We start from the raw sequence: 22,205 nt of genomic DNA on the forward strand, positions 1-22,205 counted from the left end.
TTTAAATTTTGATTTATAATTATGACAGCATCATTTAGGGAAACAATATGAATATCCCCTTAATCGTCAATGTCATCATTTTTATTGCATTGCTTTTTTTACTGGGCCAAACCCGTAAAACCGATTGGAGTTTAGCGAAGAAAGTACTGGCAGGTCTCTGTCTCGGTATTGTTTTTGGTCTTGCTTTACATGGGTTTTATGGTACGCATTCGCCTGTACTGCAAGAGTCGGTACAGTGGTTTAATTTGGTCGGTAAAGGCTATGTCAAACTACTACAAATGGTGGTGATGCCTTTGGTGTTTGTTTCCATTTTAGGCGCTGTTATTAAGCTACACGATGCAGGTTCATTGGGTAAAATTAGTTTTATCAGTATTGGGACTTTGTTATTTACCACCGCGATTGCTGCATTTGTCGGTGTGGTGGTGACCAATCTGTTTGGCTTAACTGCGGCAGGTTTGGTACAAGGGACACAAGAAACTGAACGTTTAAATACGATCCAAACTGACTATGTTGGGCAAGTGGCTGACTTGCAAGTGCCTGATTTATTTCTGTCATTTATTCCGAGCAATCCTTTTGCCGAGCTGACAGGGGCACATCCAACCTCCATTATCAGTGTAGTCATTTTTGCAGTGTTTTTAGGCATTGCAGGCTTGAACCTAATGAAAGCGGATGCTGAGAAAGGGCAAAAGCTGTTGTCTGCAATTGACATCTTACAAGCGTGGGTCATGAAGTTGGTGCGTCTAATTATGATGCTCACGCCTTATGGTGTGTTCGCACTCATGACCAATATTGTGGCCAATTCTAAAATGGCGGACATTTTAAACTTAGGTGGCTTCTTGGTTGCGTCTTATATCGGCTTGGCGATTATGTTTATCGTGCACGCCGTGATTTTGGCGCTCACAGGCGTGAATCCAATTCAGTTCTTTAAAAAGGTTTGGCCTGTGCTGACCTTTGCGTTTACCAGCCGTTCAAGTGCTGCCAGTATTCCTTTAAATATTGAAGCGCAAACACGACGTCTGGGCGTACCTGAGTCGATTGCCAGCTTTTCAGCATCATTTGGTACGACCATTGGGCAAAACGGCTGTGCGGGGCTGTATCCTGCGATGCTAGCTGTTATGGTTGCACCAACAGTGGGTATTAATCCGCTCGATCCACTTTGGATTTTGACTTTGGTTTGTGTTGTGACCTTGAGCTCGATTGGGGTGGCAGGTGTAGGTGGTGGAGCAACATTTGCAGCACTGATTGTCCTGCCGATGTTGGGTTTGCCTGTGACTTTGGTTGCACTGCTTATTTCAATTGAGCCTTTAATTGATATGGGGCGTACGGCTTTGAATGTGAATGGTTCTATGACCGCAGGTGTCGTGACCAGCCAAGTCTTAGGTCAAACCGATAAGCGTATTTTTGAGCAAGACAATGTGGACTTAAAAGAAGTCTAAGCTGAGAAATATATAGCTTATGAACTGAAAAGAAGCCTATCTTCATGATTAGGCTTCTTTTTATTGGGCGTGTATCCATAAATGACTAAAAACTGTATCTATTTTTTTGCGCAGTTTTTTGCAAAATAAAGCTTCAATTTAGGAGAAAAACGATGAAAATGTATCAAGTCGATGCCTTTACAACTGAATTATTCAAAGGTAATCCTGCCGCTGTGATTGTACGTGATGAATGGTTAGCAGTAGATTTGATGCAGAATATTGCTTTGGAAAATAATTTGGCAGAAACGGCTTTTGTGAAAGTCATTGATGCTGAAAACTATGAAATTCGCTGGTTTACCCCTCAGGTTGAAGTGGACTTTTGTGGGCACGCGACTTTAGCCAGCAGTTTCGTCCTGTTTCGGGATTATACCGATGCTAAACGTATCCAGTTTCATGTGAAAGACTTGGGTGTTTTTATCATTGATCAAGATGTTGACGGCAAGATTTATATGAATTTTCCAATTCGTGCACCGCAAAAGTTAGAAGACTATCCTGCGGAAATTCATGAATTGGTCGATTGTGAAATTAAAGAAGTCTATTTAAATCCACAGGCTTATATTTTAGTGTGTGAGTCTGAGCAGGCCGTTAAGGATGCCAAACCGAACTTAGATAAAATTCGTCAACTGGCAGAAAAGCATAAAGTCAGTACTGCGGTTACTGCTGAAAACTTGGATGTTACCCTGACCTCAACGTCTCAAGACTATGACTATATCGCGCGTTATTTCGCACCGCATAAAGGCATCAATGAAGACCCTGTGACAGGCTCCATGCATACAGGTCTTGCACCACTATGGGCGGAGAAGTTGGGTAAAACCTCATTGATTGCCTATCAGGCATCGAGCCGTGGTGGATTACTGTACTGTGATATTCAGTCTGAAACGCGGATCCAAATTTCTGGCTATGCCAAGTTATATATGACGGCTGAACTTTACTTAGATTAAGTTGTAATTCTCTTAAATTAAAACCACTGGTGAAAAATAAGCATTGATTAAAATGCTATTTTTCACCAAATTACTATAAAAATAATTTCACTTTCCTCTATGATGTTGAGAATCATTCATATTTTGTCGAATTATTTGGAAAAATAATGTTAATGCGTTTTAAAACATTGAGTTTGTCGGTATTGCTACTTGGCTTTGGGGGCACAGTATGGGCACAACCCGTATTGGTAAAATCGGAACAGAAAATTGAAGAATATAAATTAGATAACGGTTTGCGTATTATTCTTGCGCCAAACGATAAAGAAAATAAAGTGTATATGAACATGGTCTATTTGACTGGTTCGTTGAACGACCCAAAAGGTAAGGGCGGTTTAGCGCACCTATTGGAACACTTAGCGTTCAAGGGGACTAAAAATGTTCCAGGGGACGAGTTTCAACGCCGTTTAGATCAATACGGTTTAATGAATAATGCCAGCACGGACTATTATTCAACCAAATATATTAATGTAGTTCGTCCTGAACAAAATGCGATTAATGAGCTGATTCATCTTGAAGCTGAGCGTATGGACGGCTTGGTGCTCCAAGAAAAATATGTACCGTCTGAAATCGCGATTGTAAAACGTGAGCGAGAAGTCCGTATGGATCAGCCTTTTTCGGTACTCATGGATCAGATGTGGAAGTCCGCTTATGGCAATCAATATTTAGGGCGTTTACCGATTGGTGATTTAAACGAGTTACAGTCAATCAAAATGGCTGAACTGAATAAGTTTTATCGTGACTGGTATGCACCGAATAATGCGGTATTTGTCATTTCAGGTAAGTTTGACCAAGCAGCTGTACTGAAGCAGATTGATGAAAAGTTTAGTGCGATTAAAGCGCGCGCTGTGCCTGCGAAAGTTAAAGTACCTGTCTTAGATGCCAGCAAGATTAAAGATCGCCAGTTTGTGGTGAAAAAAGGCAGTAACTTCGCCAAATATAATATTTACCTGAATGGTAAAAACGAGAACATTAAGACCGCGTTGGCGGTGTCACCGTATTTATATACCATGCAACCCAGTGGGCATTTGTACCAAAGCATTGTAGAAACGGGAACGGCGACAGCAGTTCAGTCAACCACATGGTTAGACCAAGATTTTAATATGGTGTTTATGGGCGCAGTTTATGCACCCAACCATGATGTGAAAAAAGTTGAGTCGGCTTTGGTTACTGGTGTAGAAAAAACACCAAACTTCAACGAGATTGAGCTCAACCGTGTGAAGAGCATGATTAAAAATGCACAAGAAAGCATGTTTAGTAGTGCAACGGCAGTCGGTGGCATGCTCAGTGACTACGTGGTTTCTGCCAATGGTGATTGGACACAATACTTTAAAGATCAGCAACAGTTACAACAGCTCAGCGTTACTGATGTGAACCAACGTTTAGATGACTTTTTAGTACCCGAGCATCGGATTTCAGGCACTATTTTACCAACCCCAGAAGATCAAAAAAAAGCACTTGAACAATCGGCAGCAGCCACGCCTACAAAAACTTTAGATCAGCAAGCCGTGGCTGAAGAACCATTGAAAGATGTCAGTGCGTATAAGGCAGAAGTGGCTGGATATGTAAAAAGCTCAAAGCAGTATTTAGAAAGTGCTGAAAAACAAATTCAGCGTGGCAAGTTAAAAAATGGCATGCAATATGCGCTGTACCCAAGTACCACGCGTGATGATAAAACCTATGCCACTATTTCAATTGACTTTGGTACTGCAGAAAGTTTGTTTAATAAAGCAGAGTTGTTAGATCTGACTTCTTATTTACTGCTCAGAGCTTCAACTCAATATAGTTTGCAAGATATTGCCGATCACTCGATCGATGCGGGTGGTGGAGCAAGTGCCTCAAGTAATGGTAATGGCATCAATATTTCAATCGTGGCGAAGAAAGAAAAATTTGATGAATTTTTTAACTTCGTGATCGATGTACTTAAAAATCCAACTTTTGAACAAAGCCAGTTTGATTTGATTAAGTCACAAAGCTTAGCAAGTCTAGATCGACCATATACAGAACCTGAAACTGTAGCGGCTTTAACCATTGCTCGTTTACTTGAAACTTATCCAATAGGGGATATTCGACATCACTTCGAGCCTGAATATGTCAAGAAGCAGTATCAGGCCGCAACACAAGCACAGGTGAAACAGCTGTATCAGCAGTTTTTTGCGATGAATCATGCACAAATTTCGGTAACGGGTGTGATTGATACGAAAAAGATGAAAAAGACTTTAAATCAGGCTTTTGCAAACTGGAACTCGGCAGCGCCTTATCAGCGGATTACTTCTGACTTTACTGCATATAAAGCGCAGCGTGTACATGCACTGTCAGAGCAACGTGAGTTTGGTAGCTATCAGAGCATTATGACGTTCCCTGTGGGCACATACCACCCAGATGCACCTGCTTTACAGGTACTTGAGCACATCTTAGGTGAGTCGCAGTTATCATCTCGTTTGGCGCAAGAGCTACGTGAAAAGAATGCCTTGGTCTATGGTTTTGGCAGCAGCATTTCGCTGGATGACTGGACGGAGTCAGGAGCACTGACGATTGATGCAAACTATAGCGCAGGCAAATCGGCTCAAGTGTCTCAAGCAGTCTATAAAGTGTTGAATGAGTTACTGGCAAAAGGCGTTACCGAACAGGAAGTGGAAGCTGCCAAGGCCGATATTTTGAAAAAGCGTGTGACTGCACTTGAAGATAGTCGCAATATCCATCGCATGTTGATTCCTCAAATGAAACGTAATCGTACTTTACTGGATCGTGAGCAGCGTGATTTAGCATTGGCCAAAATCAGTAAAGCCGATGTTGATGCAGTGATTCAGAAGTATATTAAGCTGGATCAGTTGGTTGAAGTGATGGCTGACCAATATGGCAAAGCGCAGCCAGCGTTGAAAAAGTAAAGATTTCAGTTCTCAGCTAAAAAGAACCCCTCAAAATTGAGGGGTTCTTTTTGTCATAGGTTTTGTGAATTAATTTTCAATTAAAGCCGATAAAACTGTTTGGCATTGTGATGGAATACGCGCTCTAAAGCATCAGGGTCATAGGCTGCGACAACATCACTAAAGGCATCGATAATATTCTCCAACGATGTACTGACCAAATCCATCGGAAAGTTAGAGGCAAACATCACCCGATAGGTGCCAAAACAGGCGAGGGCATGTGTAATCATGGGATGTGCAAGGTCAAAGACTTCTTGTTTAGACGCCAGTCGACCTTCTTTATGAAAGCGATGTCCTAATACAGGCATGAAGAGTCCTGACATTTTGGTATAGACATTTGGACAACTGGCGAGTTCTGCTAAGTCGTCCTTCCAACGGAAGAAAATATTTTCCCGCGCCGTCTGTGTCATCCCTGTATTTGCACCAATTGGGCCAAATAAACCTGCGGGTGTACCCAAATGATCCAGCACAATGGAAGTTTCTGGGAACTGCTTGGCCAGATAAATTACATCTTCAAGCTGTGTCGAATAAACCCAAGCATCAAAACTCAAGTTGTATTGGGACAGTACTTCGAAGCCTTTGAGAAATTTTTTATTGCGATATAACTGTGGGGCTCATCTGTCCACGCATGGATTTGTTTGTCTTCATGAAAAGACGCCATTTTACGAATACCACGAAAGTGTGGTGAAGCTTTATGATGTAATTTTAGGATCTTTTTAAAGTTACGATCACGTGGGTCAGCTGTTGCGACAATGCCACCCAATTTGACGGTATCTACCCCAAAAGCTAAAGACTCGATAAACTGAGTTTCCTCAACCACGCCTTTACCTTTGCTGTGATGCCAACTGGCTTCTACATGCACTACTTGTTCTACTGTGTATGGGCCAGTATCGCGTTTATAGTCTTGGGGCAAATAAGGACGTGTGATATGACGGGTTAGGCCTAGGGTTTCAATCAGATCTTTAGGTTTCACCAAACGAACCATTTTGTCCAAAAGCTTAGGATGCTTGCCCAATAATTTGACTGCCAAAGCCGCTGCATGTGGCGTGTTATATGGGTCCCACTGGTGGATGTGCGGATCGATGAGTGCAAAGTCCAAATGCTGCATGTTCTTCCCTAAGTTATATTCCTTAGCGATTACCTTACTGTAAATTGAGGTGTTGCAACATTGTATTTCGTTTCAAATACGGCGAAATGAAAAAAGCCTGCATGAAGCAGGCTTTGATTGATCAGTGATCGTGTTTGTGGTCATGCTTGTTAGCATGAAATTCTTCGTTATGACGGAAACGAAGGTAGTTTTCAAACTGTTCACAATATTCGTCATAGTTGTCTTCAAGCATCATTTGGAACTGCTGCAAAATATAAGACATCACTTGTTCTTTGGCATCACGCATTTCATCGCCATCTTTAAAGTTGTTGGCTGCCACCCACGTGTTAAAGCGTGCTGTACCAAACAACATCGCAGCACTCACTTGGCCACGTATTTCAGCAGGTTTCACTTGTGAACTTTTTTCAGTGCGACAAAAATCGTTGGCTTGCTTAATAAATTCATCTGCACGTTCAAAAAAAGCAGCATTCAACGCTTCTTCTTCGGTTACATCTGTTGCTTCAATCTTCTGAACCATGAACTTGTCCTAAAATACATAAATAACTCAGACTGCATTATAGGCAAAGCCTTGCAGAAACTAAACCTTTGCCTTAATCTAAAAATAGCCTAAGCAATAAAATAGAGAATATCCATGCAAGATGCGATTGCGGTACAAAGTTTAAAAAGTGATATTGCTTTATTGCGTCAAAACATTTGGCCACCACAAAATCTAGCCAATGTTGAAGGCTTACCAATCTATTACGGCACGAAAGCGGAAGTCGAGGACTACTATCTTCAGTGGACGGGTTTGATTGAGCGGGCACAAGACTTGTTCCAGCCTTTTATGGAAGATGAGGTAGTGGATGCAATTCATTTACCCAGTCATTTGAACTTACCGCTGTTTTATTTTCACGTCGATCGTATTCGGATTAATAAAACCCGTGCCAAAGAATCTAAAAGTTTTCGCGGTATTGCAAGCCTAATCGAAAAATGTGGGCAGTTTGAACCAGAGCAGGTGCAGGCTATGCGCGCTTGGTTGGACAGCGATGATAATGCCGCCTTGGTTGCACATCGTGAGTTTATTGATCTCAGAACCTATGTCTTTCAGCATGGACAAAGCGAATATACCCGTACCCGATTTTATGTAAATGGTATCGTGTTAAGTACCGAAGCAGACTTTGAACTAGTTGATGCACGAGACAAACCACGTAAGCAGCGCAGTGATAGTTATAACGACCCCTTAGCAGATAACAATACGTGGAAAGTGTACGGCAAGTATCGTTAACTTAGGTGTTGGCAGGGAATTTACTTATAAAAGAGCCTTTTACTGTTAATGGATTTTTTGGTTTAAAGGCTATTTCAGCTTTTTGGTTTGACTGAACAGCCTCAGCTGTTGTTCAACCAATTTCAGCATTCTATTTTTTTCCGCGGCGATCCATCCTGTGGCAAAACTATAAGCGGCTTCTGGTTCAGAGGCTTGTTGAAATAAGGTGTCTGCAACCACCAAATCATTATAGTGCCCTAAGCTTTCTTGAACTGCTTTGAGTTTTTTCAAATAGGTTCTTAAAGCTTTTGCATCGAGTAAAGACGCCACAAACTCAATGCTATAACGCAGTTGTTTGACTTGTTTACGAATACGGTGTTTTTCCTCATCCTCAAGCTGGCTAAAGTGCTCGGCATGTGCGCGTATTTTATGGTGTAAAGCCTGTATCACTTTGAGTGCATGTTTTTTCAGTTTGTTTTTTGAAGGCGAATCTAGTTCTTGCTCTGAAAATAAAATTAATTCAAGCCAAAGTTGCGTCGTTTCTGGTCGTTGGAATAGGGCACAGACATCAGTGATGACTTCTGTACTTGGGGCAAGATGGTCTAATGGATAACCTGCCTCAATCAGTTGAGGAAGTAAATCTTCATTCAGTGCATCAATGTCCCGTGTTCCACCTAAGGCTTGAAAAATAGTAGTGAGTTCCTTTTTCCAGTGAGGTTGAATGTCCTCCGACCATGCAGCAAAACTTTTTAGTGCGTTACGTAAGCGGCGGATTGCCACGCGGGCTTGGTGCACATGCTCACTGGAGTACTGCTGTCGAGCAATTGAACTGGCATTAGGGAGTAGGTGCTGTAAGCAATTGTCCACCATGCTTTGTAGAGCCTTAGCTTCGTTTGAGCTTCTGTTCAGTACAAGAGGTGTTTGATATTGTGCAGGAAAGGAACTTTGCTGACGAACGACCTGAAGTCCATAGTCAGATTTACTGTGTGTGTCGAGACTCAGTTGGTATTTTTGAACCCAAGCTTGTATAAATGCGATCAGATCTTCTATCGATCCTTGTTTTAATTCAAATTCGATTTCGAAAATATCTACACTGCTTTGTTCTTTAAAAATTTTGCCAATATCGAGTGCAATTTCAACTGTACTACTTCCAACATCCTGCAAAGCACGCAAACGTTGGATCTTGGTTTCAAAGAGCAATTCAAGGGTTGGAAGTGGAAGCCCCAAAGCACGTTTTAATTTTTTATAGATAGCGGAATAATCTTTATAGTTATCTAAGTCGAGTGTAGTCGTCTCAGGAGGCGCTATATCAAATTCAAGTTCAAAGCGACTCAATGCTTTTGCGCTGTTCACTGCTTTGAAGGTTTGTTTCCATGCATCATTTTCCAGACGCCGTCGAATTGCTATACAGTGCTTAGCAAGCGTTTGATCAGCTGTATCAAAGTATTGAGCTGCCAAATGAATCGGCTCAGCCTTGAGTAGCGTAAACGCTTTTTGCAAGGCCTTACGCTTCTTAACTGGAACTTGAAACTTAAACTCAATCTCTTGCATAGCCCATGACTCATGACGACCTAGGTTTTACTATATGCTAAATTGAGTAAAAAAAGACCAGTTTTGGGTGGGTATCTGCTAAAAGAGCAGAAATAGTGCGCTAAATGTCACTTTTAAAATAATGAGGCGGAGTTTAAAAAATATACAATGGTAACTAAGTACTGATTTTCGCCGTGAGGTGACTATAACTCGACGTTGAGTAGCAATGTATAGCCTTACTTTTTAAGAATAAAAATGAATATAAAGCCTGTATTGTTTTGATAATAGGCCATTTTGTCATAGATAAATTAGTGGTTTGGATATACCAACCACGATCTTCTATCGTGGTTTTGCGGCTTGTCAGGCCTTGTGGAGGATGGATAGCAGTCATGTATTTAACATGACTGCTTTGGTATACAGAGCGTTATTTTAAGAATTTACGGCTAACTAAGAACTGTTCTGTCGCTTCTAAAAGTTTATCGGCATAAACTTCAAGCTTTGCCGTGAGCCAACCCAAAACAAACCAATCACTGGCTTCAAGTTCGGTCTGTTGAATATATGCAGCTGAAGTCGCCAAGATTTGATATTCATGTGCAGCTTGTTGGGCATCATTCAACGCTTTACTGTATTTCTGCAAATTTTTCACATCATAAATTGATGTTAAAATAGGAAAGCTAAACTTCAATTCCTTAATTTTCTGCGCCAATACATCTAAGCTTTCAAAGTGGCTAATATCCGCAGCATTCAAGCTTTCTTGTAGCTGTCGATATTGGTTTTGCAGGGTGTTATGTGCATAGGTTTTTAAATCCTGCTTTTGCACCTGATCATGTGAACTTAAACTAAAGGTCAATAATTCAAGATAATGATGCACGTTCTGCGTCGATTTAACTAAATTTCCAAGCTTTTCTTGAGCATATAAAATGTCTTTGGCGAGATTTTCAGTGGTGGTTGGGTTTTGAAGAAAAGCGCCTAAGGTACTTTGCATATGCTGCAAATGTTGTAAATGATCAAACTGATGTTTGAATGCAGCAAGTTGCATCGCCCATTTATCAGAAATATTACTATTCCAGTCTTTAAATAAAGCCAAGGTCAGTTGTAAGTGCTCTAAAGCAGTTTGTGCTTGATCAATATGGCTTTGCTCAGCAACACCTGCTGAAATTGCAGCAATATTCGGCAGTAAATGTTGCATTTGCTGACCAATCAACAAACTCAGGTTATGTGCCGCACTTTCTTTTTTCGATAAGACAAACTCTTTTTCAAAACGTGCTGGACTTACGGTTTGCTCAAGTGCCAGTAGATTACCCATTTCGGCTTTGCTGCGGACATCTAACCACAGTTGATACTTCTTCACCCATTCAAAACTAAAGGCCAAAAGCGACTGAACAGAGCCTGATTTGAGTTCGAATTCTACCTCATGGATGGTCTGTTCTCGACCAGTTGCGCGAACCACTCCAACATCCAAACAGACTTCAATTTCAGCATCTTCAAACTCAATGACGCGATAGGTGCGTTGGATGTCCGTTTCAAAGGTGAGCTTTAACGCAGCTGCGTCCACTCCTAAAGCTTGGGTTAAAATTTGTTGAGCCTCTGGAATAGCTGCATAAATGCTTAAGTCCAGTTCAGGAGATGACTCTAACTCACCCAAATGATGATTATGTTCAAAACGGTGTAAATGACTTTTTCCTGCGGCTTTGAGTGTTTGAATCCAGCTAGTACCTTCAAGACGCTGACGCAAAGCAGCGCCGTGTTGGGCCAAGAGGCGATCAGGCGTGTCAAAATACTTGGCTTGAAGTTGAATCGTTTCAGATTTTTTAGGATCTAAAGCTTTAAGAAGGGCGGTACGTCGTGTTTCGCTAATCTGAAATTTTAATTCAATTTCAACCATGAAAAATTCCTAATTTGAGGGGCTAGGTCAGTGCCAAGCCTTTATGTATTTAGATGCATGATCTGTAGTTTGTTTTTATGTGCGCTAAAGGCACACCAATGGACCACTGGATTGTAGCGAAAAAGAGACAGTATGTAAGACTTGACGACACAATAAAACAAAGTTGCAGTGCGAGATTGATCAAAAAACAATTCTGTTTTTAGTGGACGCGCGCCCAGAGGCGATTGCACTTTGCAGACTGCATATTTTCAGCTATGTTGGTAAAAAACCATCAGGATGATGACAGATGAATGCTCAGGTTGAACCGAAACAAGAACACGATGCTGAACCTAATTTTCAGTTACCGATTAAGGGCTATCACCAGTTTTATCGTTTTTATCTAACAGAGCACCGCAACATCATGAGTCGTCGGCTACACGTCGCGGGCAGTTCTATTGGGCTGTACTTTTTCTCTAAAGCTATACTTAAACGCAAGCCGCGTTATTTTATATACGGCTTAGTCTCTGGCTATGCTTGTGCGTGGGTAGGTCATTTTGTTTTTGAAAAAAATAAGCCGGCCAGTTTTAAACAGCCTTTGTATAGTTTTATTTCTGACTGGCGCATGTTTTCCGATGTTTTACGTGGAAATTTAAGCTTACAAGATCGTGCTTTGGATAAAATTCCAAGTTAGTGAAGCACTTTGTGACTTCATCATGAAAGTTTTATGCAAAGCTTGAAATTAACAGTTGCAAAGTATGAGTTAATGTTCTAATAATGAGATTGTTGTTTATATTTTCATCAAATAATATATAAGTGCTTTGAACTTCAAAGTGCTTTTAGTTTTCCAAGCCTAGAGCGACCTTCTCTAGGCTTTTTTTATCTGGATTTTAAATAAAATATGCGGCTTTTTAGCTTTTATGATGTTGTTCAAACACCACTGGTTTAAAAAGCTAAAAAGCCGTATCAGATCGCTGCGTGTCTCTTATTCTTGTTATAAAGTTGTTATTTTTATTTTATTCTTGTTGCTTTCTGTATCCATTAAACTGCGAAAGCGGTGGGGCGACTATCACTGAAAATAGGTATTTTTACATAGCCTGAGCTTGGTCGCGGGATTTTTGTGCAAAGCAAAGCATTTTCAGTTCCAATTCATTAAAGCATCAGTCGCCTTTAGCTTTATAATAGAACGACATAACCCAAAGGTAGAGTTAAATGCGCGGTTTATATTTAATTACAAATGATGATCCTTTAGAGCTACTTTTGGCTAAATTAGAAGGTGCAATGGCAACACGTGAAGTTGCCATTTTGCAGTATCGCCGTAAAAAAGTACCCAAAGAAGAACAGGCTTACGAAGTCGAGTATATGAAAGCGATGTGCGCTGAGTATCGTGTTCCTTTTGTGATCAATGATGACTTAGAAATGGCAGTCAAATACGGTGTTGGTGTGCATTTAGGGCAAGGTGATGGTGAAGTTGCCGAAGCTGTCGCACGCCTGCCAAAAGGTGCGGTGATTGGTCGTACGTGTTTGAACTCGATTGAGCTGGCTGAAAAGGCGATTGCTGAAGGTGCAACTTACGTCGCTTTTGGTGCAATTTACGCAACTGAAACCAAGCCAGAGGCTGGCAATATTGGCTTAGAGACTTTAAAAGAAGCCAAAGCCAAATTGAATGTGCCGATTTGTGCGATTGGTGGCTTAACAGTTGAAAATTCAGGTGAAGTGATCGAAGCTGGTGCCGACCTTTGCGCGGTGATTAGTGATATATTAGGGCTATCAATGTCTGCGATTCCTGATCGTATAGAACAGTGGGCTGATTTATTTGCATCTAAAGCTTAAGCGTTTTTAGATGTTTTTTTATTTTTTGAGTTGAGTAACTTCATGAGCTTATCTCCAAAGCAAGAACAATTGTTTAAACAAGCAAGCAAACATATTCCGGGTGGTGTGAACTCACCTGTACGTGCATTTAATAGCGTAGGCGGAACACCTGTCTTTATTGAAAAGGCGCAAGGTGCATACTTGTACGATGTTGATGGTAAGCGCTATGTAGACTATGTGGGCTCATGGGGACCAATGATTTTAGGTCATGCTCATCCTGAAATTATTAAAGCAGTTCAAAATGCTGCTGTGGATGGTTTAAGCTTCGGTGCGCCTACCGTACATGAAACAACTTTAGCCGACATTATTTGCGAAATTATGCCGTCAATTGAGCTGGTTCGTATGACCAACTCAGGTACTGAAGCTACCATGACAGCTATTCGTCTTGCACGTGGTTATACAGGTCGTGACAAGATTGTAAAATTTGAAGGCTGTTACCACGGTCACTCAGACTCACTGCTAGTAAAAGCAGGCTCTGGCTTGCTAACCAGCGGCGAAGGTGAAGCGACTTCGGCAGGTGTTCCTGCCGACTTTGCCAAACACACACTGACTCTTCCATATAACGATATTGCTACTTTAAAAGAGTGCTTTGCTAAGTTTGGTTCAGAGATTGCAGGCGTGATTGTGGAGCCTGTGGCAGGGAACATGAACCTAGTCAAACCAATAGAAGGCTTCTTAAAAGCGATTCGTAATGTATGTGATGAACATGGTTCTGTTTTTATCATTGATGAAGTGATGACTGGTTTCCGTGTTGGATTGGGTGGTGCGCAAGCTTACTATGGCGTGACTCCTGATTTAACCACTTTGGGTAAAATTATTGGTGCAGGCTTACCCGTTGGTGCTTTTGGTGGGAAACGAGAAGTGATGGAGTGTATTGCACCACTGGGTAAAGTTTACCAAGCTGGAACACTGTCGGGGAATCCACTTGCAATGCGTGCAGGGATTGAGATGTTTAAACACCTGCGCCAAGATGGTTTTTATGAAAAATTGACAGCGCAGCTAGAAAAACTTCTTGTGGGTTTACAAGCAGCAGCTGATGAAGCGGGTATTGCTTTTAAAACACAACAAGTAGGCGGTATGTTTGGTTTGTACTTTACCGATCAAGAAGACATTACCAGCTTTGACTCGATGTTAAAGTGTGATATCGATGCATTCCGTAAGTTCTTCCACGGTATGTTAGACCGTGGTGTGAACCTTGCACCATCTGCGTTTGAAGCTGGCTTTATTTCAGCTGCCCATTCTGATGAAGACATTGAATTTACGCTGCAAGCAGCGAAAGAAGTTTTTGCAAGTATGAAGTAAGTATTTGTCCTTGTTAAAAAAGCCCATCTCATTTGATGGGCTTTTTTATAGCATTTTAATTGTGGAATTCAATATGAAAATCAAGCGCTACTTAATGTTGGTCGCTACCGAATTTATACTTCATCAAACTTATCAATACGTTTAAATACAGCCTCAATAAAGCTGAGATATGCTAAGTTTGTAAGTGTGATACAGATCACAAATTTAATAGATCGATTCTATTAAAAAGAGGATTTATAAAAATAGTTAAATCAGTTATTTATATTAATGTGAGGAAGAAAATAAAGATTAAATAAATTATGTTAAATAAAAATTAATGCTTTTAGTTACAATATGAAATATTAATTCCGACGATTTTACTTTGTTTATATGAAAATAAAAAACTTATATATTTTTAAATGATTTTGAAATAATTAATTGTCATCATTTATAGATAAAATAATATATTTGCATTTATATATTCTGAGGAGTATTTTATCAAATGGAAAAATAAACTTTAGTTTTAATGATAAATCTAATAATAAAGTGAGTCCATAAGGCTTTGTTGCACAAACCTACCGATAAAGTCTTATTCGGCAATATAATTCGCAAATGAATAAGCCCACACCTAAAATCTATCGTACAACCAATTGGTCTTCTTATAACAGTGCATTAATAAATCGAGGAAATCTCTCAATTTGGTTCGATCCCAAGACTCAATGGTACGCTCAACCCAAAGGTAAACATGGTCGAAATCAAACTTATTCAGATACAGCCATCCAATGCTGTCTGATGATCAAATCCCTATTTCGATTGTCTTTACGCATGGTCACTGGCTTTGTGCAAAGTCTCATTCATCTTTGTAGATTAGATTGGACAGCACCAGACTATTCCACCATCTGCAGAAGACAAAAGCATATTGATATTGCAATTAACTATCAAAAAAGCAGTAATGGTCTCCAGCTACTCGTCGATTCTACTGGCTTAAAGTTTCTAGGCGAAGGTGAATGGAAGCGTAAGAAACACCAACCTGAATATCGTCGCCAATGGCGTAAACTTCATATTGGTATAGATGCTGAAACCCTTCAAATACGCGCTATTCAACTCACTACAAATAATGTGAGTGATTCACAAGTGCTTGGTGATTTACTCGATCAGATTCCACAAGATGATCAGATTGACTCTGTTTATACCGATGGAGCTTATGACACCAAGCAATGCCGTCAGGTCATTGCAGATCGGCAAGCGCATGCGGTGATTCCGCCAAGAAAAAATGCGAAACCTTGGAAAGATACAAAGATCAGCTCGCTAGAGCGAAATGAATTACTTCGAACAGTTAAACGTTTAGGCAGGACACTATGGAAAAAATGGTCAGGCTATCATCGGCGAAGTTTGGTCGAAACTAAGATGCATTGCATCAAATTATTGGGGGATAAACTCAGTTCGAGAAACTTTCAAAGCCAAGTCAATGAGATGCATGCACGTGTAGCAGTATTAAATAAATTCACAGAGTTAGGCCGACCTCACACCCAAGTTGCCACTTAAATTTGAGTAGATATGGGAAATCTTAATTTTTAAATCTTTGTGCAACAAAGCCATTTTGATATAAGAATGTATGTTTAGGATCAAAAGTTTCACCGAAAGATGGCTAGTATACAACCAAGGACTACTTTAATGAATAAACAAAAGTTTAAAAATTTTGAAGATGCAGGAAGAGAAATTTTAAATTTTTTACATCAGAGGTTTGGATTTGACTTATGTATGATTACTCGGGTAGAAGGTGATGATTGGATAGTACTGCAAACAGAAGACCATGGATATCATATTAAACCAGGTCAAGTTTTTAAATGGGCTGATTCATTTTGTTGCCATATGGTTAAAGGAAATGGTCCAAAAATTGCTCCTGCCTCAGAAAAAATTGCACTATATGCAAGTGCACCAATTAATAATCAGGTAAGTATTAAATCATATATTGGCCAACCTATAACTAATGAGGATGGTAGCTTATTTGGAACATTATGTGCTATTCACCCTCAAACAAAATCTGAAAATATAAGTCAAGATATAGCTATAATAGAACTATTAGGTGATTTACTTAGTAGAATACTTCAAGCTGAATTACGTCAATTCAAGCATATTAATGAGTTTAAAAGTTTAAGAAAAAAAGTATTTAAAGATGATTTGACTGGTTTATACAATAGAAGAGCTTGGGAAGAATTCTTAGAAAAGGAAGAAGAGCGATGTAAACGGTATGGTCATCCAGCAGCAATTTTTTTTATTGATATAAACGATTTGAAACAAGTTAATGATAGTTTGGGGCATTTGGCTGGTGATCATTTAATACAGTGCGCTGCAAGTGTACTTGTTAATACAGTGCGCAGTAATGATATTATTGCTAGATTAGGTGGAGATGAATTTGTAATATTAAGTATGGAAAACAACTCAGTAGGGGCTGAAATGCTTTTAAAAAGAATTTTAGATGCTTTTTGTGAGGCTGATATTAGTATAGCTATTGGTTTTTCAATGAGAGTTCCAAATAAAGGTTTACTATTTGCAGCAGAACAAGCTGATAAAAAAATGTATATGCATAAGAAAAAATTAAAGTCTAAATTAATTTTTAATATAACGTAAATATTTACTTTACTGATGTCCTAATACATACATTTAAATTTAAGACTATTTAGGAAAACACAATTCAAAGCATATACCTTCTGCGCTATTGACTGCCTGATACATTCCCTGATGAAGCGTTAAAATGGATGCAACAATCGATAGTCCTAAACCACCCGTTTGATGAGGGCTTTGTCTGCTGGAGTTGCACTGATAAAAACGCTCAAAGAGATGAGGCAAATGCTCAGGGGCAACTTCCAAACCACTGGTGATTACAGATAATGTAATCATTTGCATATTATTAATGATCTTCCGGTGGCTAAGCACATAAATAGTTCGGTGATTGCCTCCGTGAACGAGCGCATTTGATATCAGATTATACAGCGCTTGTTGTAACAGTTCAGGATCTGCCGATAGCTCAGTCGCTTCAAGACTTAAAACAAAATTGCAGTGTTGTTCTTCAGCTTGATACTCGAAAATACTGAATATATCTTCTATAAATGATTGAAGTTGAATCTTCTGTTTGTTTAAGCAAACTTTGTGCGCATCTGCGCGTGCTAGAAATAACATGCTGTCAATCATTCGTTTTAAACGTTGATAGTCCTCTAAGTTGGAAATCAAGAGTTCCTGATACTGTGCGGGACTACGTTCACTCATGAGTAAAATTTCGGTTTGCCCGATTAAATTATTTAAAGGTGTTCTGAATTCATGAGCAATGTCTTCGGAAAAACGATTCAGTTGGCTATATCCTAGTTCAATACGGCCAAGCATGGCGTTAATATCGGAGGCTAGTTGTTCGATCTCTTGAGGAGGATGATTCAGATTAAGTCTCTGTTCAAGTTTGTGAATACTAATAGCATGAGTTTGTTTGCGTAGTGTTCTTAATGCGTTCAATCCGAAACGACTGGCAATCGCGCAAAGTATGAAAATGGCTAGAATGCCGCTAAACACATAGATAAAAAGACGTTTTTTAAAAGGCGAGATAATCGCTAAACGTTCCGACCACTGCTTGCCTGCAATTAATAGATAGGGTTGTCGATTAATTTGAATAGTTTTCCATGCAATACGGGTGGGATAAGCATAAGCTGATAAATCACGGAATTGAATCTGAGGCTGGTGGATAAATTCAGGCAGTGGAATGCCAAGAGGATTAATGTTGATCAGAGCCTGATTCCCTTTAAGCAATACAAATAGATTGTCCTGATTGCCGAGCATATTTTGATACAGCTTCGGCTGCGCGATAATCTGCTCAATATTGCGACTGTCCTGCAATAAAATTTCCAGACGTTCAATACGTTCTATCAAAGCCCGATCTTGCTGTGCAATTAGAATCTGGTTGATGCTAAAATAAGTCATCAACGCCACAGTACACAGAACCATCGCAGCACAAGTGGTAGCCAGTAGTGTTAATCGTAGTTCTAGCGAACGAATGGGGTTAAACATTATTTGTCTACCGAAATTTTATAGCCCAAACCGCGAACAGTATGAATTAACTTTATATCATGTCCCTCATCAATTTTACTGCGTAAACGCCGCACAGCCACATCAATAAAATTAGTATCGGTATCAAAATTGATCTGCCAGACTTCAGACGCTATTTGCCTGCGCGTAATAATTTCATTCGGATGGCGAAGTAAGAAGCGCAAAAGATTGAATTCTTTTTTACTGAGTTCTACAGGCTGTTGGTTACGCCAGACTTTATGATGGATTAAATCCAATTTTAAATTTGCAATTTCTAATTGATTTTCCTCTACATACTGCTGACGTCTAAGTAGACTTTTAATTCGGGCCAGTAATTCAATATAAGAAAAAGGCTTGGCTAGATAATCATCGGCGCCTAGTTCCAAACCTTTGACCCGATCAATCACTTGGTCTTTTGCGGTAAGAAAAATTACTGGAATCTTAGAAAATTGTCGTAATACTTTCAGGACTGCCCAGCCATCTATATCGGGCAACATCACATCTAATATAACCAGACTATATGCATGCATTTTTAACTTTTCCAAGCCTTCTAGCCCTGAATGGACACATTGCGCCTCATAGCCAGATTCATTTAACCCTTTAACTAGATATGAGGCGATTTTCACTTCATCTTCGATAATTAGAATACACATTTTGTTCAGGCTCATTTTGAAGATGACAACTTTGTAATGTGATTGTCATCATCCAAATCATTCAGATTGTATAAGATTTTTAAAACTTAATTCAGGGCAATCATGATGAACAAACTCAAAGGGCTTATTGCAACAGTAATGCTGATGAGTAGCAGTACTTTTGCACAATCCGTTCAATTGAATCAAGTTTATTCACTTGATTCTCAGACAGCACAAACTCTTATTGATGCTGCTGTGACCGTATGTCAAAAAATACAGCACAATATTGCCGTGGTGGTGGTAGATCGGGGAGGAAATACCTTGATTTCAAAGAGACATGAAACTGTCGGGCCACATAATTTAGGCGCAGCCGAAAAGAAAGCCTATACCGCTTTATCCACCAAAATGGCGACCATGTTGTTAAGTCAAAATGCCCATGAAAATAAGGATGCAAAAAATTTAACCACTTTATCAAATTTACTATTGTTAGGTGGCGGCGTACCTGTGCGTTATGAGAGTCAAGTGGTCGGCGCCATTGGCGTTGCCGGAGCAGGGGGCGCAAAAAATGACCATTACTGCGCTGATACAGCTGTTAAGTCTATTTTCAATCCTTAAGGAATCCATCATGTTTAAAAAATTATTGCCACTCTCAACACTATTGTTGACCTCAATGACTTTTGCACAAACTAACCCCTTAAGTGTGCATGTGTTGAATCTAGAAAATGGTCTGCCTTCCGCTCAAGTCGAGGTGGTACTCGAAAAAAGTACTGGGAATAAATGGGTGAAATTAAATCAGCAATATACTGGCCCTAATGGCCGTATTACTGGATTGTTTCCTGAAAATCAGAAGCTTGAAGCTGGTATTTATAAAGTTACCTTTAAAACCGAGGACTGGTTTAAAAAAAATAAGCAAGATACCTTCTTTCCTGAAGTTCCTGTAATTTTTAAGGTAGATGGAAGTGTCAGCCATTATCATATTCCTCTACTTCTAAGTCCTTATGGATATTCGACTTATAGAGGCAACTAAGATTTAAAAGGGCTAGTCTAACTAGCCCTATTATTTGTGTTTAGTCCGTAAACTAGAGAAAATCACAAAAAATTCATGATCGTATTATTATGCTTTTAGTTGAATTAAAGTTGACTCAAGTTATGTAAATGAGTTGATAGAACTTATTGAAGCTTCATAGTAATTAAAATGAGAATGGCATGAATCAATTTTCTGAAGAAGACTTATCCAGAATTATCGAAATGGCCTGGGAGGATCGAACCCCATTTGAAGCCATTCAATGTGAGTTTGGTTTGAACGAAGCGGCAGTGATCCGCTTGATGCGGCAAAATATGAAACCCAGTAGCTTTAAAATGTGGCGTGCACGTGTGACAGGCCGAAAAACCAAGCATCTGCAGCTGCGTTTACCTGATGTGATACGGGCCTATTGTTCACGCCAATACAAGCGTTTCTAAGTGTTTGATTTTGATTACCGTCTGGACTCACGTTTACATCGTTCAGAACAATATTGTACTTCCTCCCAGCAGCGGTGCCATTTCTTGCGCCAAGTAAAAGGGCGCAAACAATGGATACAGATTTTTTCAGGGAGATGCTGTTTTTTCATCGTTTATAACTCATTGATCTGGCTAAGAAGTTGCTGGGCATGGCTGATAATCTGATGCCGATCTTTAAGTTTATCTAGCTGTCGATAGATCATGCCCATACGTGGATGAGTACGAAATTTCGCCTCATTCCGGATCATAAAATACCAGTACAGGCTATTGAACGGACAGCTATCTAGCTCGGTCCGAGTTTTGACATTGTAGCTACAGTACTTACAGTAATCGGACATCTTATGGATGTAATTGCCCGAGGCCGCATAGGGTTTGCTGGCCATCAAGCCGCTATCGGCATGCATCACCATACCCAGCGTGTTCGGTAGTTCTACCCATTCATAGGCATCGGCATAGACTGCCAGATACCACTCGCTGATCTGCTGCGGGTCTACACCAGTTAATAAGGCAAAATTTCCAGTCACCATCAAACGCTGGATATGATGTGCATAGGCATGCTGAAAAGTATTACGGAAACACTCAGCCATACAGTTCATCCGAGTACGGCCAGTCCAGTAAAATTGTGGCAATGGTGCTGAGTGCTGCAGTGCATTGCGGCTGGCATATTCTGGCATGTACAGCCAGTAAATTCCGCGAACATATTCGCGCCAGCCGAGAATTTGTCGGATAAAACCTTCCACTGCATTCAGTGGTGCATGACCGGCATGGTATGCAGCTTCTGCCGCATCACAGACTTCTTTAGGTAGTAGCAGACCACAGTTCAGATAAGGTGAGAGCAGGCTGTGAAACAGCATGTCTGAGTCTTGAACCATGGCATCTTGATAATCGCCAAAATGTGGCAAACTGTGGGTAATGAAATGCTCCAGTGCAAGCAGAGCATTGCTACGTGTGGTGCCCCAGCGGAAGTTGTCAAGGCTGCCAGAGTGACGGGAAAATTCACGTTCAACCAATTCAAGCACATCCAGATCAATCTGATCGTGTTCAAAGTGAAGTGGTGCAGGCAAAGGGGGATTGCCAGCCCAGGCCTTACGATTGGCGCTGTCATAGTTCCACTGTTCTCCAAACGGCTGCTGTCCCTGCATCAAGTAACCGGTCTGCTTGCGCATTTCCCGGTAAAAATATTCCATACGCAGTGTCTGGTAGCGGCTGGCCCAGTGCCGGAACTGCTCCGGACTACAGAAAAAACGTTCATCATTTAGGCATTGTACTGGCAATTGCAGCTGCTGGCTCCAATACTGTTCAATCTGCTGCTGTAAACGATATTCCCCGCAGTGCGTAATGACCAGTTCTGTGACTGGTAAGAGTTGCTGTTGTGACTCTACGAAATCCAGCAGGCTACGAATCGGACTATCAGATTTAAAAGCATGGTAACGTACACGCCAGCCTTCTGCTTTGAGTTCTTTGGCAAAATGACGCATGGCGCTAAAAATCAGGGCAATTTTCTGCGGATGATGGGCGACATAAGTGGCTTCCTCAACAACTTCGGCCATCAGGATCACATCCCTGATACGATCTAGCGCTTTGAGCGTAGCAAGCTGATGATGAAGCTGGTCACCCAGAATTAAACCGAAACGCATAGCCATTCCAGACCCTATGAAAGATAGCGCAGTGTAAGTCAAGACAGTTCAATTTTTTGTGAAAATAAAGATCATCCTGCATGTTGAATCA

At 40.4% G+C, this 22,205-nt stretch carries 19 protein-coding genes and 1 pseudogene; 12 read left to right on the forward strand and 8 right to left on the reverse strand.

Annotation, left to right across the window (positions count from 1 at the left end; genetic code table 11):
- The first annotated feature begins 47 nt into the window (after positions 1–47).
- The 3 genes from AC0KVP_RS06845 (at position 48) to AC0KVP_RS06855 (ending at position 5,340) form a co-directional block, all read left to right on the forward strand.
- Complete coding sequence (locus AC0KVP_RS06845) at positions 48–1,436, forward strand: L-cystine transporter (protein WP_183175936.1); 1,389 nt, start codon at positions 48–50, stop codon at positions 1,434–1,436.
- A gap of 152 nt (positions 1,437–1,588) precedes the next feature.
- Entirely contained in the window at positions 1,589–2,416 is an 828-nt protein-coding gene (locus AC0KVP_RS06850) for a PhzF family phenazine biosynthesis protein (protein WP_473339848.1), read from the forward strand.
- A 146-nt stretch (positions 2,417–2,562) separates the two neighbouring features.
- A complete protein-coding gene (locus tag AC0KVP_RS06855; protein WP_473339851.1) occupies positions 2,563–5,340 on the forward strand; it encodes a M16 family metallopeptidase in 2,778 nt (925 codons plus the stop codon).
- Positions 5,341–5,420: 80 nt separating this feature from the next.
- On the opposite strand, the pseudogene AC0KVP_RS06860 reads toward AC0KVP_RS06855, so the two are convergent.
- Positions 5,421–6,487: pseudogene (locus AC0KVP_RS06860) on the reverse strand (amidohydrolase family protein).
- A gap of 121 nt (positions 6,488–6,608) precedes the next feature.
- Positions 6,609–7,004: a DUF3144 domain-containing protein gene (locus AC0KVP_RS06865; RefSeq protein WP_473339853.1), complete on the reverse strand. Its 396-nt coding sequence runs from the start codon at positions 7,002–7,004 to the stop codon at positions 6,609–6,611.
- Positions 7,005–7,118: 114 nt separating this feature from the next.
- Between AC0KVP_RS06865 and AC0KVP_RS06870 the strand changes: the two genes are divergently transcribed.
- The gene (locus AC0KVP_RS06870) at positions 7,119–7,751 is read left to right on the forward strand and encodes a hypothetical protein (RefSeq protein ID WP_473339856.1); all 633 of its coding nucleotides are present in this window, start codon (positions 7,119–7,121) and stop codon (positions 7,749–7,751) included.
- Between the two features lie 69 nt (positions 7,752–7,820).
- Here the strand turns inward: AC0KVP_RS06870 and AC0KVP_RS06875 are convergent, their stop codons facing one another.
- Positions 7,821–9,281, reverse strand: coding sequence for a CYTH and CHAD domain-containing protein (locus AC0KVP_RS06875; protein ID WP_473339858.1), 1,461 nt, complete (start codon positions 9,279–9,281; stop codon positions 7,821–7,823).
- Positions 9,282–9,684: 403 nt separating this feature from the next.
- On the reverse strand, positions 9,685–11,145 hold the full coding sequence (locus AC0KVP_RS06880; RefSeq protein ID WP_473339860.1) for a CYTH domain-containing protein: 1,461 nt from the start codon (positions 11,143–11,145) through the stop codon (positions 9,685–9,687).
- Positions 11,146–11,431: 286 nt separating this feature from the next.
- Between AC0KVP_RS06880 and AC0KVP_RS06885 the strand changes: the two genes are divergently transcribed.
- From AC0KVP_RS06885 to AC0KVP_RS06905, 5 genes are all read left to right on the forward strand, one after another.
- Positions 11,432–11,815 carry an Mpo1-like protein gene (locus AC0KVP_RS06885; RefSeq protein ID WP_126036870.1) on the forward strand — a complete coding sequence of 128 codons (384 nt, stop codon included), beginning with the start codon at positions 11,432–11,434 and terminating at the stop codon, positions 11,813–11,815.
- A 518-nt stretch (positions 11,816–12,333) separates the two neighbouring features.
- The gene (gene thiE, locus AC0KVP_RS06890) at positions 12,334–12,954 is read left to right on the forward strand and encodes a thiamine phosphate synthase (RefSeq protein ID WP_168159284.1); all 621 of its coding nucleotides are present in this window, start codon (positions 12,334–12,336) and stop codon (positions 12,952–12,954) included.
- A 42-nt stretch (positions 12,955–12,996) separates the two neighbouring features.
- Positions 12,997–14,295, forward strand: coding sequence for a glutamate-1-semialdehyde 2,1-aminomutase (gene hemL, locus AC0KVP_RS06895; RefSeq protein ID WP_339422586.1), 1,299 nt, complete (start codon positions 12,997–12,999; stop codon positions 14,293–14,295).
- A gap of 591 nt (positions 14,296–14,886) precedes the next feature.
- A complete protein-coding gene (locus AC0KVP_RS06900; RefSeq protein WP_473336427.1) occupies positions 14,887–15,819 on the forward strand; it encodes an IS5 family transposase in 933 nt (310 codons plus the stop codon).
- A 129-nt stretch (positions 15,820–15,948) separates the two neighbouring features.
- Positions 15,949–16,905, forward strand: coding sequence for a sensor domain-containing diguanylate cyclase (locus AC0KVP_RS06905; protein ID WP_473339865.1), 957 nt, complete (start codon positions 15,949–15,951; stop codon positions 16,903–16,905).
- A 45-nt stretch (positions 16,906–16,950) separates the two neighbouring features.
- Here the strand turns inward: AC0KVP_RS06905 and AC0KVP_RS06910 are convergent, their stop codons facing one another.
- Both AC0KVP_RS06910 and AC0KVP_RS06915 read right to left on the reverse strand, forming a co-directional pair.
- On the reverse strand, positions 16,951–18,327 hold the full coding sequence (locus tag AC0KVP_RS06910) for a heavy metal sensor histidine kinase (RefSeq protein WP_473339867.1): 1,377 nt from the start codon (positions 18,325–18,327) through the stop codon (positions 16,951–16,953).
- The gene (locus AC0KVP_RS06915) at positions 18,327–18,998 is read right to left on the reverse strand and encodes a heavy metal response regulator transcription factor (RefSeq protein WP_339400912.1); all 672 of its coding nucleotides are present in this window, start codon (positions 18,996–18,998) and stop codon (positions 18,327–18,329) included. Before AC0KVP_RS06915 ends, AC0KVP_RS06910 begins: the two co-directional genes overlap by 1 nt.
- A 105-nt stretch (positions 18,999–19,103) precedes the next feature.
- On the opposite strand from AC0KVP_RS06915, the gene AC0KVP_RS06920 reads away from it, so the two are divergent.
- The 3 genes from AC0KVP_RS06920 (at position 19,104) to AC0KVP_RS06930 (ending at position 20,438) form a co-directional block, all read left to right on the forward strand.
- Positions 19,104–19,592, forward strand: coding sequence for a GlcG/HbpS family heme-binding protein (locus AC0KVP_RS06920; protein ID WP_473340447.1), 489 nt, complete (start codon positions 19,104–19,106; stop codon positions 19,590–19,592).
- 10 nt (positions 19,593–19,602) lie between these two features.
- Entirely contained in the window at positions 19,603–20,004 is a 402-nt protein-coding gene (gene uraH, locus AC0KVP_RS06925) for a hydroxyisourate hydrolase (RefSeq protein ID WP_004981585.1), read from the forward strand.
- A gap of 179 nt (positions 20,005–20,183) precedes the next feature.
- Positions 20,184–20,438: a TIGR03643 family protein gene (locus AC0KVP_RS06930; RefSeq protein WP_058952279.1), complete on the forward strand. Its 255-nt coding sequence runs from the start codon at positions 20,184–20,186 to the stop codon at positions 20,436–20,438.
- Between the two features lie 14 nt (positions 20,439–20,452).
- Here AC0KVP_RS06930 and AC0KVP_RS06935 read toward each other — a convergent pair whose 3' ends face one another.
- Both AC0KVP_RS06935 and AC0KVP_RS06940 read right to left on the reverse strand, forming a co-directional pair.
- Positions 20,453–20,587, reverse strand: coding sequence for a DUF2256 domain-containing protein (locus tag AC0KVP_RS06935; RefSeq protein WP_081408287.1), 135 nt, complete (start codon positions 20,585–20,587; stop codon positions 20,453–20,455).
- Between the two features lie 3 nt (positions 20,588–20,590).
- Entirely contained in the window at positions 20,591–22,114 is a 1,524-nt protein-coding gene (locus AC0KVP_RS06940) for a cryptochrome/photolyase family protein (RefSeq protein WP_062034225.1), read from the reverse strand.
- Positions 22,115–22,205: the final 91 nt, after the last annotated feature.

Source organism: Acinetobacter sp. DL27 (genome assembly GCF_055810995.1).

What these genes read in the sequence shown, in the direction of transcription:
- AC0KVP_RS06935 (WP_081408287.1), bottom strand. Translation starts at nt 20,587, where the DNA reads ATGAAAAAACAGCATCTCCCTGAAAAAATCTGTATCCATTGTTTGCGC.
- AC0KVP_RS06870 (WP_473339856.1), top strand. Translation starts at nt 7,119, where the DNA reads ATGCAAGATGCGATTGCGGTACAAAGTTTAAAAAGTGATATTGCTTTA.
- AC0KVP_RS06880 (WP_473339860.1), bottom strand. Translation starts at nt 11,145, where the DNA reads ATGGTTGAAATTGAATTAAAATTTCAGATTAGCGAAACACGACGTACC.
- AC0KVP_RS06920 (WP_473340447.1), top strand. Translation starts at nt 19,104, where the DNA reads ATGAACAAACTCAAAGGGCTTATTGCAACAGTAATGCTGATGAGTAGC.
- AC0KVP_RS06885 (WP_126036870.1), top strand. Translation starts at nt 11,432, where the DNA reads ATGAATGCTCAGGTTGAACCGAAACAAGAACACGATGCTGAACCTAAT.
- AC0KVP_RS06900 (WP_473336427.1), top strand. Translation starts at nt 14,887, where the DNA reads ATGAATAAGCCCACACCTAAAATCTATCGTACAACCAATTGGTCTTCT.
- AC0KVP_RS06910 (WP_473339867.1), bottom strand. Translation starts at nt 18,327, where the DNA reads ATGTTTAACCCCATTCGTTCGCTAGAACTACGATTAACACTACTGGCT.
- AC0KVP_RS06940 (WP_062034225.1), bottom strand. Translation starts at nt 22,114, where the DNA reads ATGCGTTTCGGTTTAATTCTGGGTGACCAGCTTCATCATCAGCTTGCT.
- uraH (WP_004981585.1), top strand. Translation starts at nt 19,603, where the DNA reads ATGTTTAAAAAATTATTGCCACTCTCAACACTATTGTTGACCTCAATG.
- AC0KVP_RS06850 (WP_473339848.1), top strand. Translation starts at nt 1,589, where the DNA reads ATGAAAATGTATCAAGTCGATGCCTTTACAACTGAATTATTCAAAGGT.
- AC0KVP_RS06875 (WP_473339858.1), bottom strand. Translation starts at nt 9,281, where the DNA reads ATGCAAGAGATTGAGTTTAAGTTTCAAGTTCCAGTTAAGAAGCGTAAG.
- AC0KVP_RS06930 (WP_058952279.1), top strand. Translation starts at nt 20,184, where the DNA reads ATGAATCAATTTTCTGAAGAAGACTTATCCAGAATTATCGAAATGGCC.
- AC0KVP_RS06845 (WP_183175936.1), top strand. Translation starts at nt 48, where the DNA reads ATGAATATCCCCTTAATCGTCAATGTCATCATTTTTATTGCATTGCTT.
- AC0KVP_RS06855 (WP_473339851.1), top strand. Translation starts at nt 2,563, where the DNA reads ATGTTAATGCGTTTTAAAACATTGAGTTTGTCGGTATTGCTACTTGGC.
- thiE (WP_168159284.1), top strand. Translation starts at nt 12,334, where the DNA reads ATGCGCGGTTTATATTTAATTACAAATGATGATCCTTTAGAGCTACTT.
- AC0KVP_RS06915 (WP_339400912.1), bottom strand. Translation starts at nt 18,998, where the DNA reads ATGTGTATTCTAATTATCGAAGATGAAGTGAAAATCGCCTCATATCTA.
- AC0KVP_RS06905 (WP_473339865.1), top strand. Translation starts at nt 15,949, where the DNA reads ATGAATAAACAAAAGTTTAAAAATTTTGAAGATGCAGGAAGAGAAATT.
- AC0KVP_RS06865 (WP_473339853.1), bottom strand. Translation starts at nt 7,004, where the DNA reads ATGGTTCAGAAGATTGAAGCAACAGATGTAACCGAAGAAGAAGCGTTG.
- hemL (WP_339422586.1), top strand. Translation starts at nt 12,997, where the DNA reads ATGAGCTTATCTCCAAAGCAAGAACAATTGTTTAAACAAGCAAGCAAA.